Raw genomic sequence first — 13417 nt, forward strand, 5'->3', positions numbered from 1 at the left:
TACCCCTGCGGGGTATGCATATTGGTTTGGCCGGGCGAAACGCGGCGAGCATACTGACACCCATGCCCTCAGACTCCGGTTCCATCGACATCAAGCCCCGCAGCCGCGACGTGACCGACGGCCTCGAAAAAGCCGCCGCCCGCGGAATGCTTAGGGCAGTAGGCATGGAGGACGACGACTTCGCCAAGCCGCAGATCGGTGTCGGGTCGTCATGGAACGAAATCACCCCGTGCAACCTGTCGCTGGACCGGCTCGCCAAGGCCGTCAAGGACGGCGTCTTCGCCGCCGGCGGCTTCCCGATGGAGTTCGGCACCATCTCGGTGTCCGACGGCATTTCAATGGGCCACGAAGGCATGCACTTCTCGCTGGTCTCGCGTGAGGTCATCGCCGACAGCGTCGAGGTCGTCATGCAGGCGGAGCGCCTCGACGGGTCGGTGCTGCTGGCCGGCTGCGACAAGTCGCTGCCCGGCATGCTGATGGCCGCCGCCCGGCTCGACCTTGCCAGCGTCTTCCTCTATGCCGGTTCGATCCTGCCCGGCAAGGCCAAGCTCTCCGACGGCACCGAGATGGACGTGACGATCATCGACGCGTTCGAGGCGGTCGGCGCATGTGCACGCGGGCTCATGCCCCGTGAGGACGTCGACGCGATCGAGCGGGCGATCTGCCCCGGCGAAGGCGCGTGCGGCGGCATGTACACCGCCAACACCATGGCGTCGGCCGCCGAGGCGATGGGAATGTCGCTGCCGGGCAGCGCCGCTCCACCCGCCACCGACCGGCGGCGCGACGGGTTCGCCCGGCGCAGCGGGCAGGCAGTCGTCGAGCTGCTGCGCCGCGGCATCACCGCCCGCGACATCCTCACCAAGGAGGCTTTCGAGAACGCGATCGCGGTGGTGATGGCGTTCGGCGGCTCCACCAATGCGGTGCTGCACCTGCTGGCGATCGCACACGAGGCCAACGTCAAGCTGTCGCTGGAGGATTTCACCCGCATCGGCCAGAAGGTCCCCCACCTGGCCGACGTCAAACCGTTCGGCAAGCACGTGATGTTCGACGTCGACCACATCGGTGGCGTGCCCGTCATGATGAAGGCACTCCTGGATGCCGGCCTGCTGCACGGTGACTGCCTCACCGTGACCGGCAAGACGATGGCGGAGAACATCGCCCACATCGCACCGCCGGACCCCGACGGCAAGGTGCTGCGCGCGCTGGACAACCCCATCCACCCGACCGGCGGCATCACCATCCTGCACGGGTCGCTGGCGCCGGAGGGCGCGGTGGTTAAGTCGGCCGGCTTCGACTCCGACGTGTTCGAAGGCACCGCAAGGGTTTTCGAGCGGGAGCGCGCCGCATTGGACGCGCTCGAGGACGGCACGATCACCAACGGCGACGTAGTGGTCATCCGCTATGAAGGCCCCAAGGGCGGCCCGGGAATGCGTGAGATGCTCGCGATCACCGGAGCGATCAAGGGCGCTGGGCTCGGCAAGGATGTGCTCCTGATGACCGACGGGCGGTTCTCCGGCGGCACCACCGGGTTGTGCGTCGGGCACGTCGCCCCCGAGGCGGTCGACGCCGGTCCGATCGCGTTCGTGCGCGACGGTGACCGCATCCGTCTGGACGTCGCCAAGGGCACCCTGGACGTGCTCGTCGATCCGGCCGAATTCGAGGCGCGCAAAGCGGATTTCGAGCCGCTGCCACCGACCTACACCACCGGCGTGCTGGCGAAGTACACCAAGCTGGTCGGGTCGGCGGCGACCGGAGCAGTCTGCGGCTAGACGGTATGGGTGACCGTTGACGTCTTGTCGGGGGTTGCGGGCCGGGGCCTCGCTCACCCATGTTCGTGGGTTACCGGGTGGGTAGTGGGCCCGCTCGGTCTATCCGACAGTGGTGGGAGGCCCCGGTGTTCACAGAGCGTACGAGTATTGGGCTGGACGTGCACGCACGTTCCGTTGTGGCAGCGGCAATTGACGGCGTCACCGGGGAGGTGACCCAGACCCGGTTGACGCCGTCTTTTGACGACATTCGGGCGTGGATCAGGCAGCTGCCGGGTCCGGTAGCGGTGGCGTACGAGGCCGGGCCTACTGGTTTTGGGTTGTATCGGGCGCTGACCGATGCGGGGGTGAGGTGTGAGGTCGTGGCACCATCGAAGCTGCAGAGGCCCGCCGGGGACCGGGTGAAGACCGATGCCCGCGATGCGCTGCATTTGGCGCGGCTGCTGCGCCTGAACGAGGTCACCTCGGTGTCGATCCCGAGTGTGGACCAGGAAGCCTGCCGCGATCTGGTGCGTACGCGCGAAGACTGCCGCGGTGATCTGATGAGGGCGCGTCATCGACTGTCCAAGCTGCTACTGCGCCACGGCATCGTCTATCACGAAGGTGCTGCCTGGACCGATGCGCACGATCGTTGGCTGCGGGGTCGGGCGGCGCCGCGGTTGCAGACACCGGCCACGCGGATGGCGTTCGATTCCGACTACGAGCAGGTGTTGATGTTGCATGCCAGACGCCGAAGTTTGGACTCGGCGATCGAGGACATCGCCGCCGATAGTGAATTCACCCCGATCGTACGTAGGGTGTCGTGTCTTCGCGGGGTGGGCACGTTGACCGCGTTCGCGTTGGCAGTCGAGATCGGCGACTGGAATCGGTTCACCGGCAACACGATTGGTTCGTTCATCGGATTGGTGCCCTCAGAGTCCTCGTCGGGTTCCACGCGGGCACAGGGACCGATCACCAAGACCGGCAACACTCACGTACGCCGGTTGATGGTCGAGGCGGCCTGGCATCACCGACCCAAGTATCAGGTGCGAGCGGTGATGCGTGCCCGGTGGGAGCTGGCCCCGGCGGCGGCCCGTGCTCGTGGTCACGAGGGCAACCGTCGTCTCCATAACCGGTGGGTGGATTTCCTGGCACGGCGCAAGCGGTCCACCGTGGCCAACGTCGCGATCGCCCGTGAACTGGCCGGCTGGTGCTGGTCGCTGGCGGTCATGGAGGACTGACCGCCACCTGACTGCTTCTCGCGAGCACGGTGGTGGCAGCGCGTGGATCGACCCGCGACACAACTATGAGCAGACCCGATCGGGTCGACGCTCGACCCTAGACACGCGGATGCGATCCAGCCGAAACCCCGTCCTGCGGTAGCCAACCCGCGCATATCAGTCTGACCGCGCGTCGCCAACCGACACGCTCACCACACGGACTCGCGAGAAAGCAAAGAGGCGCCGTCGGGTTAGCTCCCCGACGGCGCCTCCCCATGCCCACTTGACAAGATTCTCTACATATCAGTTGTTGCTGGGTGGAGGTTGTGGTTGGAAGGGTTCGTACCACCACCAGTCCGCGCGCTCACCGGTGGGTCCTTGATAGGGCGGCACGGCCGGTGGGGGTTTGGTCGGTGGACGGGCCAGTGATCCCGCGCTGAGTTGTCGGCCCTCGCTGTCGGTGACGGTCAGGGCGTGCGCGGGTCCGGTGATGGTGATGACCCCGCGATGATGCAACCGGTGGTGATACGGACACACCAGGACGAGGTTGTCCAACTCGGTGAGCCCGCCGTCTTCCCAGTGCCGGATGTGATGGGCGTGCAGGCCGCGGGTGGCCCCACACCCGGGCACCGCACAGGTGGGGTGGCGGTGTTCGAGGGCACGGCGCAGCCGGCGGTTGATCACCCGCGTCGTACGGCCGGCGCCGATGGGTTGGCCGTCGCGTTCGAACCAAACTTCGCAGGTGGCATCACAGGTCAGGTAGCGGCGTTCCGACTCCGATAGCAGCGGGCCGAGATGTAGGGCGGCGAGGCGTTCTTTGACGTCGAGATGGATCACGACCGTGGTGTGGTGGCTGTGTGGTCGGCGGGCCACCTCGGCGTCCCAGCCGGCCTCCACCAGCCGCATGAACGCATCGGCTGTGCCGGGCATTGGGGGCCGTTGATTTGATTCGCCTTCGCCCTTGCCGTTGTTGTTGTCGTAATCGCGCTTCCATTCGGCGAACAGCGCATCGCGGTGGGACTGCAGTGCCGCGTCGAACTTCGCCGCGTCGTGGTGAGCCAGTTTGATGCGCCAACAGGTGAACTCGGCATCGGTGCTCTTGGTGATCGAGGACTGCGGTTCGGGCTGCGGGCCGGGTTCGGGTTGGGGTCGCGGTTCCAGCTTGACCGCGGTGCGCAGCTGATTGACCGAGGCGCTGCGCGCCAACTCCGCATAGTGGGCATCGGATCCCTGGCCCGCCCGCGCTGCGATGACCCCGACTTGATCCAGCGACAGTCGGCCCTCGCGCATGCCGTCGGCGCAGCGGGGAAACTCACCGAGTCGGTTCGCCACGGCGGCGATGGTGTTGGCATTTGTCGACGACGAGCCGGTTTTCCAGGCCACCAACGCTGCGACCGAACGCGCGCCCGTGGCGCCCCACAACTCGTCGCGATCCACCTCGGCCACGATCTCGACGATGCGCCCGTCGATCGCGTTGCGCTGACCGGTCAACTCGGCCAACTCATCGAACAACACCGCAAGCCGCTCGTCGGGGCGTACCCCAGCGGCGAAAGATGCTGCAGTGGAAGACATGACGCCATCATCGCACCCAGGTACGACAAATCCGGGAGCGTCGCACGCCGGGCACCCGGTCAGCGCACCATCCGGTCGATTCGCTGCAGAGCGATCGCCAGCACCGGCAGGTACGCGGGCGCCCACCAGGGAGCTGCCATGCTCGCGCGGCAACCGGTGCCGTCGGGTTCCACCGAGTGCGAGGTGGCGGGCACGCCGGCCACCGACCACGCCCACCGGCGTCCGGGTATGAACTCCGTGATCCTGAACGGCAGCGAGACGCCGACCGGCGTGTGTACGCGTCCAGACGCGCCGAGCGTCATCTCACCGCCGTCGATCTCCCCGCCGGCGACGGTCGGTCCCCATTGCGGCCACGCGTCGGTGTCCACGAGAAGCTTCCACACGGCCTCGGCCGGTGCATCGATGTGTCTGCTGACCGAAAGCATTGGGTCGGCATACCCAATTACGTGTTGCGACCGCCGTTCACACCGAGAATCTGCCCGGTGATGTAGCCGGCCTCCTCGGAGACCAGGAAAGCGCACGCCGCGGCGATGTCTTCGGGTCTGCCCATTCGGCGCACCGGCGTCATCGCGATCGTCTTTTCCACGTTGGTGTAGCCGCGCTCCTCGGCGCTACGCAGCATGGGGGTGTCGATGAAGCCCGGTGGTATCGCGTTGACGGTGATGCCGCTGGGCCCGTACTCCAGCGCCAGCGATTTGGTCAGCCCGTTCACGGCCGATTTGGCGGACACGTAGTGCGTCATGCGCGCCACTCCCGAGTGTGTGCTCGATGAACTGATGTTCACGATGCGGCCCCAGCCGGCGTCGACCATGTCGGGCAGCACGGCCTGACAGCAGTGGAAGACGCCGTTGAGGTTGACGTCGATCACCCGCCTCCAGTCATCGAACGAGATGTCGAGGAAGCGCGAGAAGCCGTCCAGGCCAGCGGCATTGACAAGGATCGACACCGGGCCGAGCTGTGTGCGGATCTTGTTGAGTGCGGCGTCGACCTGTTCACGATCGGTCACGTCGGCGGTGTAGCCGAAGTCACCTTCTGAGCGCTGGAGGTCGATCGTGGCGACGTGATGACCGTCGGCTTCCAGTCGCTGCGCGATGGCGCGGCCGATGCCCGACGCCCCGCCGGTGACCACAGCTGTCTTCATGACCGGATTCCTTTCCTGCGCAACCCGAGGGTGCGCCGTCCTGTTTCCACGAGATGTCCCAGCAGGTCGTCGTCGTCGACGGCGATCCATGCCGGCCCGACGGCGCTCGAGATTCCTGCCAGCACGACGGTGGCCTTGATCAGCCCGCCGGGATCGTCCTCATCTCCGGCGAGCAGCGCCAGTTGCCGGTTGATCATCTCCGCCCAGTGTGGCTGCCGGCGAAGCAGAGTCGTCACGCTGGGGTCGCACGCGAGCACCGAGACGAGAGCACGGTTGGCCACAGCCAACTCGGCGTAGCCGCGCAGCATGCGGTCGGCGCGTGCGGTGGCGCTGCGCTGCGCTTCCGCGGCCGTGATGACGCCGCTGAGCTGCTCGAAGATCGGTTCGACGACGGCGGCGAGCAGTTCCTCGCGGGTACGGAAGTGGTAATAGATGGCGGCCTTCGTGAAGCCCATCTCGTCGGCGATCATCTGCAGCGAGGTACCCGCGAAGCTATGCCGGGTGAACAGGTCGACGGCGACGTCGATCAGGCGCTGCCTGGTGTCGGCTGCACCGGGCGCCTGAACCGCGACGGTCTGCATACTTTACGACCGTACAGGAGATTACTTGCCGACCGTAAAGCGGTCGGCACGACACCGGCTTGAGAAATCGTCTCCTGGGTATAGCAGCCGCGTGCTTCAACTTCGCCGAGTCGTCGACGTCCGTTTCGCCGCACTTATGAGCGTCGGGTGATGGCGAACCCGAAGCCGATTCCCGATGACCTGCGCCGGTTGGCCGCCGCTCACGGGGTCGCGACCAGCTACCGGAACGAGCGCCGCGAGCCGGTGCAGGTCGACGCCGATGTGGTGATCCGGGTGCTCGCACTGCTCGATGTCGAGGCCGGGACCGAGGCAGACCGCCACGCAGAGCTGGCCAAGTTGGCTGAGCGCGACCGCGCCGGGGTGATCGCGCCGACCATCGCCGTTCGGCTGGATGGGCGCCGACGGCCGCTGCCCGGGGCCGCTTCGCTGGTGGGCGAGGACGGCAGCGAGATGGCGGTGCGCGATGAGCTGCCGGCTGACCTTTCGCCGGGCTGGTACCGGCTGCACACACACGACGGGCAGGAGGCGACCGTAATCGCGGCGCCGTCCCAGGTTCCGGCTTCACCCGCCACATGGGGCTGGATGCTGCAGCTCTACGCGCTGCGCTCGGCCCGCTCATGGGGCATCGGCGACCTCGGTGATCTACGCGAATTCGTGAACTGGACCGCAGGCGAGCACGGCGCCGGCGCGGTACTGCTGAACCCGCTGCACGCGCCAGGTCCCACGCATCCGGTGCAGCCGTCGCCCTACACGCCGTCCAGCCGGCGATTCGCCAACCCGTTGGCCCTGCGCATCGAGGACATCGACGCCTACCGCCGAGCCGACCCGGACACCCGTGCGGAGGTGGACGCGCTGCGAGTGTCCCCGACCACGGGTCGTATCGATCACGACCTGGTATGGGCGGCCAAACGCGATGCGCTGGAACTGCTTTGGCGGAGCGAGGGCCGACCCAGTCCCTTCGACGACCCGTCGGTGTCGGAGGGGCTGCGGAACTGGGCTGCATACTGCGCGCTGGCCGAGCGGCACGGCGGCCGATGGTCACGCTGGCCCGAACCGCTGCGCGACGTCGCCGGCCCGGCCGTGGCGTCCGCGCGCCGGGAGTTGGCGCCGCGGTTGGCGTTTCACGCCTGGGTGCAGCAGCGATGCGCCGAACAACTCACCGCCGTTCGGGCTGCTGCGCACGAGGCGGGGATGTCGCTCGGCGTGCTTCACGACCTCGCGGTGGGCGTCGACGCCGACGGTGCCGACGCGTGGGCACTGGCCGACGTGCTCGCATCCGGCGTCAGCGTCGGCGCGCCGCCGGACAACTTCACCCCGCGCGGCCAGGACTGGGGGCTGCCGCCGTGGCGACCCGATCGCCTGGCAGCTACCGGGTACGCCGCCCTGCGGGACATGTTGCGCGCCGTCCTCGCGCACGCCGACGGGTTGCGGATCGACCATGTCGCGGGCCTGTGGCGACTGTGGTGGATCCCGCCGGGCGACAGTCCTGATCGAGGCACTTACGTGCACTACGACGCCGACACCATGCTCGCGGTGCTGGCGCTGGAAGCGCACCGGGCCGCAGCCACCGTCGTCGGCGAAGACCTCGGCACCGTCGAACCAGAAGTCACCGAGGCGCTGGCCGGTAACGAGATGCTCGGGTGCGCGGTGGCCTGGTTCACCCGTGACGAGTCCGCAGCCGGCGAACCGCTTCTGCCGCCGGCCGAATGGCCATCGCGAGCGGCCGCCAGCCTGTCCACACATGACCTGCCGACCGCGGCGGGTTTCCTGCGCGGTGACCACGTTCGGGCGCGTGCCGACCTCGGCCTCCTCGATGACGTCGCGGCCGAGCAGGCCAAAGCCGACAAGGAACGCGTGGAGTGGCTGACCCTGTTGCGTTCCGAGGGGCTGCTTCCCGACGCGGACGACGGTGCGCCGGAACCGGACGAAACGGCGATCATCGCCGCGATGCACCGGTTTCTCGCATCGACGCCGAGCCGGCTCAAGCTCATCTCGCCCTACGACGTGATCGCCGAGACCCGGCAGCCGAATCTGCCCGGGACGGTTGATGAATATCCGAACTGGCGACTCCCGTTGCCAGTGACATTGGAGCAATTGAAGGCCGACCCGAGGGTGGCCGACATCACTGCGGCGTTCCGGGCGGCGACCTGATCAGCACGCGCCGAGTGTGTGGGCTATGTACGCCATTCGGGCGGTTCTCGTACACAGGCCACACACTCGCGGAAGCTAGTTGATCAGCGCAACCGCGAAGCCGTCCCAATTCTTGGTGCCGACCGTCTGAATCGCCGCCGCATCCAGGCGCGGATTCTCGCCGATCATGTCGAACATGTCGCGAACGGCTCGCGCCTGGTGGTCGTCGGGCGCCGGATCCAGCACCCGCCCCATGCGAGCGATGTTGTCCACCACGATGACTGAACCCGGCCTCCCGAGCTTGATGGCCCACTCGACATAGGCGACGTTGTTCTCCTTGTCGGCGTCGATGAAGAACATGTCGAACGTCTCGCCACGTTCGGCCAATCGGGGCAATGTGTCCAGCGCGGCCCCGACGACGACCTCGATGCGGTCGGCGACACCGGCTCGCTCGAAGTTCTTCCGCGCCACCGCCGCGTGCCGCGGCTCGAATTCGAGTGTGACGACCCGCCCGTCGGTGCCCACGCCGCGCGCGAGGTTGATGGTGCTGTAACCGGCCAGCGTGCCGATCTCCAGGACCCGCTTCGCGTTCGTCACCTTCGCCAGCAGCGACAGCAGCCTGCCGTGCTGGGCCGACACCTCGATGGCAGGCATGTCCGCCGCCGCAGCCGATTCCCGCGCGGCGCGCAGCGCGTCGTCCTCGGTGTGCAACACCCGATTGAACAGCTCATCAAGGGCTTTCGGGTCCGGCTCGGTCACGTTTCCGACGTTACCGCTAGGTGGGATTGTCGGACTTCTCAACGCGGCTCGTACCTCGCCGCTCAATCGTCGCCCGACTACCGCACACCTTCCTTGGCGTAGACCACCCGCAGCACGTGGGCCACCTCGGGGCCCATCACCGCCTCGGCGAGTTCGCAATAGGCCGCGACGAACTCAGGCCCGTGCGGCGGGTCCGCGTCGCAGAGGTGGTGGGCCAGCTCGTGCAACACGACGAGCTCGCGGAGCGCCCAGGTGGCCCGTCGCTCGGGCACGGCGATCGCGGCGCCGTCGTCGTCACGTTCGTAGTGCGCGGCGGTGGTCCCGCGCCGTCGTCGCGTGGTCAGTGGACCGGCGTCGGGCCACCGTGCGCGAACCGACGGGAGCGCGAGCACGTCGTCGACGTAGCGCTGCACGGTCTCCGCGGAGGAGAACCGCGCTTCCGGCGGCAGGGTGAGGTTCGTGCCGAAGAACTCGATCGTGCGGTTGCCGTGTTCGCCGGCACGGTCGAACAACGTCCGGACGAACTCCTCGGCGGCGTAGACCTTCGAGCGTTGGGTGTCGCGAGCGGTCACCGGTTCAGCGCGGTGCGCGCGCCGTTGATCTCCTGGCTGTTGCCGAGCCGGGCGCGTCGGCCCGCGCGGTCACCCGCCCGCCGCGCAGACGACGAGTAACCGGCGGTCGCGCTGCTGGCTCGCCAGCTGCCACGGGCCTGCGACGTCTCGCGATAGAAGTCTTTGAGCTCGATATCTTTGTCCCGCAACGCGATCGCGGTGCCTGGCTGGCGCGTCTTGCTTTTGATCGCTTCCCGAAACGCCTGCTCGCGTGCCTCCGCCAACCGCTTCCCGATGCGCGCGCCGAACGCCAGCTGGAAGTTGATGCGCGCGGTGATCGTCGGGGTGGGCCGGTGCGCACCCGAGGCGATGTAGGCCTCCGACGCCTTCACCATCTGCGTCACCAGGCCCGCGTAGAGCGCATGGCTGGCGTCGATGTCCTCGGCGAACCCGTAGGCGTAGACGAATGTCGAGTTGGACGCGATGTCGCACTTCACGTCGTTGGCATGCGCGATCACGGTGAAGAGCTGCACGTAGGTCCGCAGCCCCCTGGTCCCCGCGTTGCCGATCGTGATCGTGCGCTGCACGGGCGTCTGTGCCTTGGTCCGCTGGTCCGCATGCGAACGCGCAACGGCGAGATCGATCGACGTCGCGGTGGCCAGCCGTTGCGCGGCGGCCATGAACGCCTCCGCCTCGTGAGCGTTGTCGGTGCCCTCGGCCTGGCGCAGCAGCGCGGCGATGCGGGCCAGCATCCTGTCGTCAGTCATCGCCCAACAGACTAAAACTACTTCGTGACAAATCCGTCGAGCGCGGTCACCACCTGTGGAGAAAGCGGCGCGTCCTTCGCGAGGTTGGCGATGCTGTCGGTCGGATCGTCGCGCAGCACGTGGTTGACGCCCTTGAGCTCGACGACCGTCAGCGCCGTGTGGTTGAGGGCGTCGATGAGCGGCTTCATGGTGTTGCACAATGCCTGGCGGTCGGTGTCGGAACACGTCAACAGAATCGGCGTGCCCGCGGGAATCTTGGCGGCCAGCGCCACCGGGTCGATCTTGTCCGCTTCCTCGATCGCCTTCGCGTTGCCCGGATTGAGGATGGCGCCGAGCCCTTCCGGCAGGTCCTTGGGCACGGTGCCCTTGGTGCGGACCTCGTCGACGGCGGCCAGCCAGGTGTTCAACGTCTCAGGGCTGGCGTCCGAGCGCACCCGGTTGGTGATGATGTCGAGGTAGCGGCCCGACAGCGGTTGCAGCAGGCCCAGCGAATGGATCTTCGGCGCGCCGGGCGAGGTGTCCGACGCCAGCGTGATCGCGTGCACGGCGCCCTCTCCCAGCGCGTAAACCGAAAGGCGGCCCTTGTCCGTGCCCGCCTGCCCGGCGAGGAAGCGTGCGGCAGCCTGCGCTCCGGTGGTGTAGACGCTGCTGCCGACATCGGTGGGCCGCTGCTGATAGGGGCCCAACCCGGTCTTGCCGGTGCCGACCTTGTCGTACCGCAGGCTGGCTACACCGCGGTCCGACAGCAGTTCTGCGAGCTGACGCATGTTGCCGATCTTTCCGACGACGATGTTGTCGCCGTTGCGATCGGTGTTGCCGCTTTCGGAGATCAGTAGCGCGGCGGGGCCGGGGGCCGCGTCCTTCTGATGGCGGTAGGTGCCGTGGATGGTGAGGCCGCCGGCGTCGAAGCTCACCTCGTCCTCGACCCACTGCGGCTTCTGGTCCGACGAGCAGCCGGACGACAGCAGGAGAAGCAGAGAAAGTACCAGTGCGGCAAGGACTTTCAAATCTTCGCCTCGATCCACGATACGACGTCGTCGAGCACCACGGCACGCTCGGGTTCGTTGAACACCTCGTGGTAGAGCCCGGGGTAGACCGTCAGGTGCGCGTCCTCGGATCCGACGTACTCCATCAGACGCCTGCTGCCCTTCACGGGAACCAGCTTGTCCTGCTCGCCGTGCACGACAAGCAGCGGCGCCGTCAACCCGGGCGCGCGCTGCGGCACTGTCTCGCCGACGCCGATCAGCGCTCGCGCGATGCCTGCCGGGAACTTGCCGTGAAAGACCAGGGGGTCGGCGTTGTAGGCGGCCACCACCTCGGGATCGCGGGACACGGCGTCGGTGGGCAGCTGCTCGACGGGCAGGCCGGGCAGCACCTTGCCGAGGACCTTCGCAAGCAGCAGCTTCACCGGCATCTGCCCGTCCTGGGCGTCCACCGCAGGTCCCGACAGCACAATCGCGGCGTAGTCGTCGGGGTGCTCGACGCCGTAGGCGAACACAACGCCGCCACCCATGCTGTGGCCGAGCACGACCCGTTTGAGGTCCGGGTACTCCGCGGCCGCGATGCCGACGAGGGTGTGGAAGTCGTCGGTGTATTCGGAGATGTCGCGGAGGTAGACCCGCTTGCCGCCGGAGCGGCCGTGGCCGCGAAGGTCCAGGGCATATACGGCCAGGCCGGACTCGCCGAACCGCCGAGCGACGTGGTCGTAGCGGCGGGCGTGTTCGGCGTAGCCGTGGCACAGCACCACCACGCCGCGACAGTCCTCGTCCTCCGGTTCCCACACGTCGTAGACGATGCGGACGCCTCCGGCGCCCTCGAAGGACCGCTCGTGTCGGCTACTGGCCATCAGCGCAGAGTAGCCAACCCATCGAAATCGGTCCGTGGAAGTTGTCGGAGCGCTGCGTAAGCTCGACGGCGTGAGCGTGCTGGCAGCAAGCCTGGAACCCACTGGCCCGGAGGATGCAGGAGCCGCCGCGGATGCATTTCTTGCCGATGCCCAGCGGTTTCGGCGGGAACTGCTCGCGCATTGCTATCGCATGACCGGCTCCCTTCACGACGCCGAAGACCTCGTGCAGGACACGTACCTGCGCGCCTGGAAGTCCTACAAGGGGTTCGAGGGCAAATCCTCCGTGCGGACCTGGTTGTACCGGATCGCGACCAACACCTGCCTGACCGCGCTCGAGGGCAGAGGGCGACGACCACTGCCGTCCGGGCTCGGCCAGCCGGCGTCGGACCCGACCGGCGACATCGCCGAGCACCGCGAGATCACGTGGCTGGAGCCGCTCCCCGACTCGCCGAAGGAGGACCCGTCCGATCCGTCGGTGATCGTCGAGTCCCGCGAATCGGTGCGGCTGGCATTCGTGGCGGCTCTCCAGCACCTGTCGGCACGGCAGCGCGCAGTACTCGTCCTTCGCGAGGTGCTGCAGTGGAAGGCCGCCGAGGTGGGTGAGGCCATCGGCGCATCGACGGCCGCCGTGAACAGCCTGCTGCAGCGGGCGCGCGCGCAACTCGACGCCGCGCAGCCGACACAAGACGGTGAGCTCGCCGACCCGGAGTCGCCGGAAGCCAAGGATCAGCTCGCCAAGTACATCGAGGCGTTCGAGACCTACGACATGGACAAGCTGGTTGCCCTGTTCACCGAGGACGCGGTTTTCGAGATGCCGCCCTTCGACGGCTGGTACCAGGGACCGGCGAACATCGTCGCGCTGTCGAAGACGCACTGCCCCGCCGAGGGCCCGGGAGACATGCGGTTCATCGCCATCACCGCGAACGGCCAACCCGCGGCGGCGCTGTACATGCTCAACCGCGAGACGGGCTTGCACGAGGAGTTCCAGTTGCACGTGCTCGAGGTGCGTCCGGGCGGCATCGCGCACGTGGTGGCCTTCCATGCCGGCGACGGGCTGTTCGGGAAGTTGGGCCTGCCTGCCTCCCTCTGAGCCGTCCGTAGGCTG

The 13417-nt window shown here is 67.7% G+C and carries 13 protein-coding genes; 4 read left to right on the forward strand and 9 right to left on the reverse strand.

Going from position 1 to position 13417, the window contains the following annotated elements; translation table 11 throughout:
* Nucleotides 1-62 precede the first annotated feature (62 nt).
* Both ilvD and QOC76_RS07310 read left to right on the forward strand, forming a co-directional pair.
* Nucleotides 63-1769: a dihydroxy-acid dehydratase gene (ilvD, locus tag QOC76_RS07305; RefSeq protein ID WP_526355702.1), complete on the forward strand. Its 1707-nt coding sequence runs from the start codon at nucleotides 63-65 to the stop codon at nucleotides 1767-1769.
* 125 nt (nucleotides 1770-1894) lie between these two features.
* Nucleotides 1895-2986, forward strand: coding sequence for an IS110 family RNA-guided transposase (locus QOC76_RS07310; RefSeq protein WP_526355704.1), 1092 nt, complete (start codon nucleotides 1895-1897; stop codon nucleotides 2984-2986).
* Nucleotides 2987-3268: 282 nt separating this feature from the next.
* On the opposite strand, the gene QOC76_RS07315 is transcribed toward QOC76_RS07310, so the two are convergent.
* Genes QOC76_RS07315 through QOC76_RS07330 form a run of 4 tightly spaced genes read right to left on the reverse strand, consistent with a single transcriptional unit; the run spans nucleotide 3269 to nucleotide 6259 of the window.
* On the reverse strand, nucleotides 3269-4537 hold the full coding sequence (locus tag QOC76_RS07315) for an HNH endonuclease signature motif containing protein (RefSeq protein ID WP_526355706.1): 1269 nt from the start codon (nucleotides 4535-4537) through the stop codon (nucleotides 3269-3271).
* A gap of 59 nt (nucleotides 4538-4596) precedes the next feature.
* A complete protein-coding gene (locus QOC76_RS07320) occupies nucleotides 4597-4962 on the reverse strand; it encodes an SRPBCC family protein (protein ID WP_526355708.1) in 366 nt (121 codons plus the stop codon).
* A 17-nt stretch (nucleotides 4963-4979) separates the two neighbouring features.
* The gene (locus QOC76_RS07325) at nucleotides 4980-5678 is read right to left on the reverse strand and encodes an SDR family NAD(P)-dependent oxidoreductase (protein WP_526355710.1); all 699 of its coding nucleotides are present in this window, start codon (nucleotides 5676-5678) and stop codon (nucleotides 4980-4982) included.
* Nucleotides 5675-6259: a TetR/AcrR family transcriptional regulator gene (locus QOC76_RS07330; RefSeq protein WP_526355712.1), complete on the reverse strand. Its 585-nt coding sequence runs from the start codon at nucleotides 6257-6259 to the stop codon at nucleotides 5675-5677. The genes QOC76_RS07325 and QOC76_RS07330 overlap by 4 nt, the downstream gene beginning before the upstream one ends.
* A gap of 150 nt (nucleotides 6260-6409) precedes the next feature.
* Between QOC76_RS07330 and malQ the strand changes: the two genes are divergently transcribed.
* Entirely contained in the window at nucleotides 6410-8410 is a 2001-nt protein-coding gene (gene malQ, locus QOC76_RS07335) for a 4-alpha-glucanotransferase (protein ID WP_526355714.1), read from the forward strand.
* 75 nt (nucleotides 8411-8485) lie between these two features.
* Here malQ and QOC76_RS07340 read toward each other — a convergent pair whose 3' ends face one another.
* The 5 genes from QOC76_RS07340 to QOC76_RS07360 all read right to left on the reverse strand — a co-directional run bounded on the left by QOC76_RS07340 (nucleotide 8486) and on the right by QOC76_RS07360 (nucleotide 12312).
* Nucleotides 8486-9148 carry an O-methyltransferase gene (locus QOC76_RS07340; protein ID WP_526355716.1) on the reverse strand — a complete coding sequence of 221 codons (663 nt, stop codon included), beginning with the start codon at nucleotides 9146-9148 and terminating at the stop codon, nucleotides 8486-8488.
* A gap of 77 nt (nucleotides 9149-9225) precedes the next feature.
* Nucleotides 9226-9720: a TIGR04338 family metallohydrolase gene (locus QOC76_RS07345; protein WP_526355718.1), complete on the reverse strand. Its 495-nt coding sequence runs from the start codon at nucleotides 9718-9720 to the stop codon at nucleotides 9226-9228.
* Nucleotides 9717-10466 (reverse strand): DUF2786 domain-containing protein, encoded by a 750-nt coding sequence (locus QOC76_RS07350; protein ID WP_526355720.1) that lies wholly within the window; start codon nucleotides 10464-10466, stop codon nucleotides 9717-9719. Before QOC76_RS07350 ends, QOC76_RS07345 begins: the two co-directional genes overlap by 4 nt.
* 17 nt (nucleotides 10467-10483) lie before the next feature.
* Nucleotides 10484-11473 carry a hypothetical protein gene (locus tag QOC76_RS07355; protein ID WP_526355722.1) on the reverse strand — a complete coding sequence of 330 codons (990 nt, stop codon included), beginning with the start codon at nucleotides 11471-11473 and terminating at the stop codon, nucleotides 10484-10486.
* Entirely contained in the window at nucleotides 11470-12312 is an 843-nt protein-coding gene (locus tag QOC76_RS07360) for an alpha/beta hydrolase (RefSeq protein WP_526355724.1), read from the reverse strand. Before QOC76_RS07360 ends, QOC76_RS07355 begins: the two co-directional genes overlap by 4 nt.
* Before the next feature lie 70 nt (nucleotides 12313-12382).
* Between QOC76_RS07360 and QOC76_RS07365 the strand changes: the two genes are divergently transcribed.
* Entirely contained in the window at nucleotides 12383-13402 is a 1020-nt protein-coding gene (locus tag QOC76_RS07365; protein ID WP_526355726.1) for an RNA polymerase subunit sigma-70, read from the forward strand.
* The last annotated feature ends 15 nt before the right edge of the window (nucleotides 13403-13417 follow it).

This window comes from Mycobacterium sp. (genome assembly GCF_032159565.1).
Lineage (GTDB): Bacteria > Actinomycetota > Actinomycetes > Mycobacteriales > Mycobacteriaceae > Mycobacterium.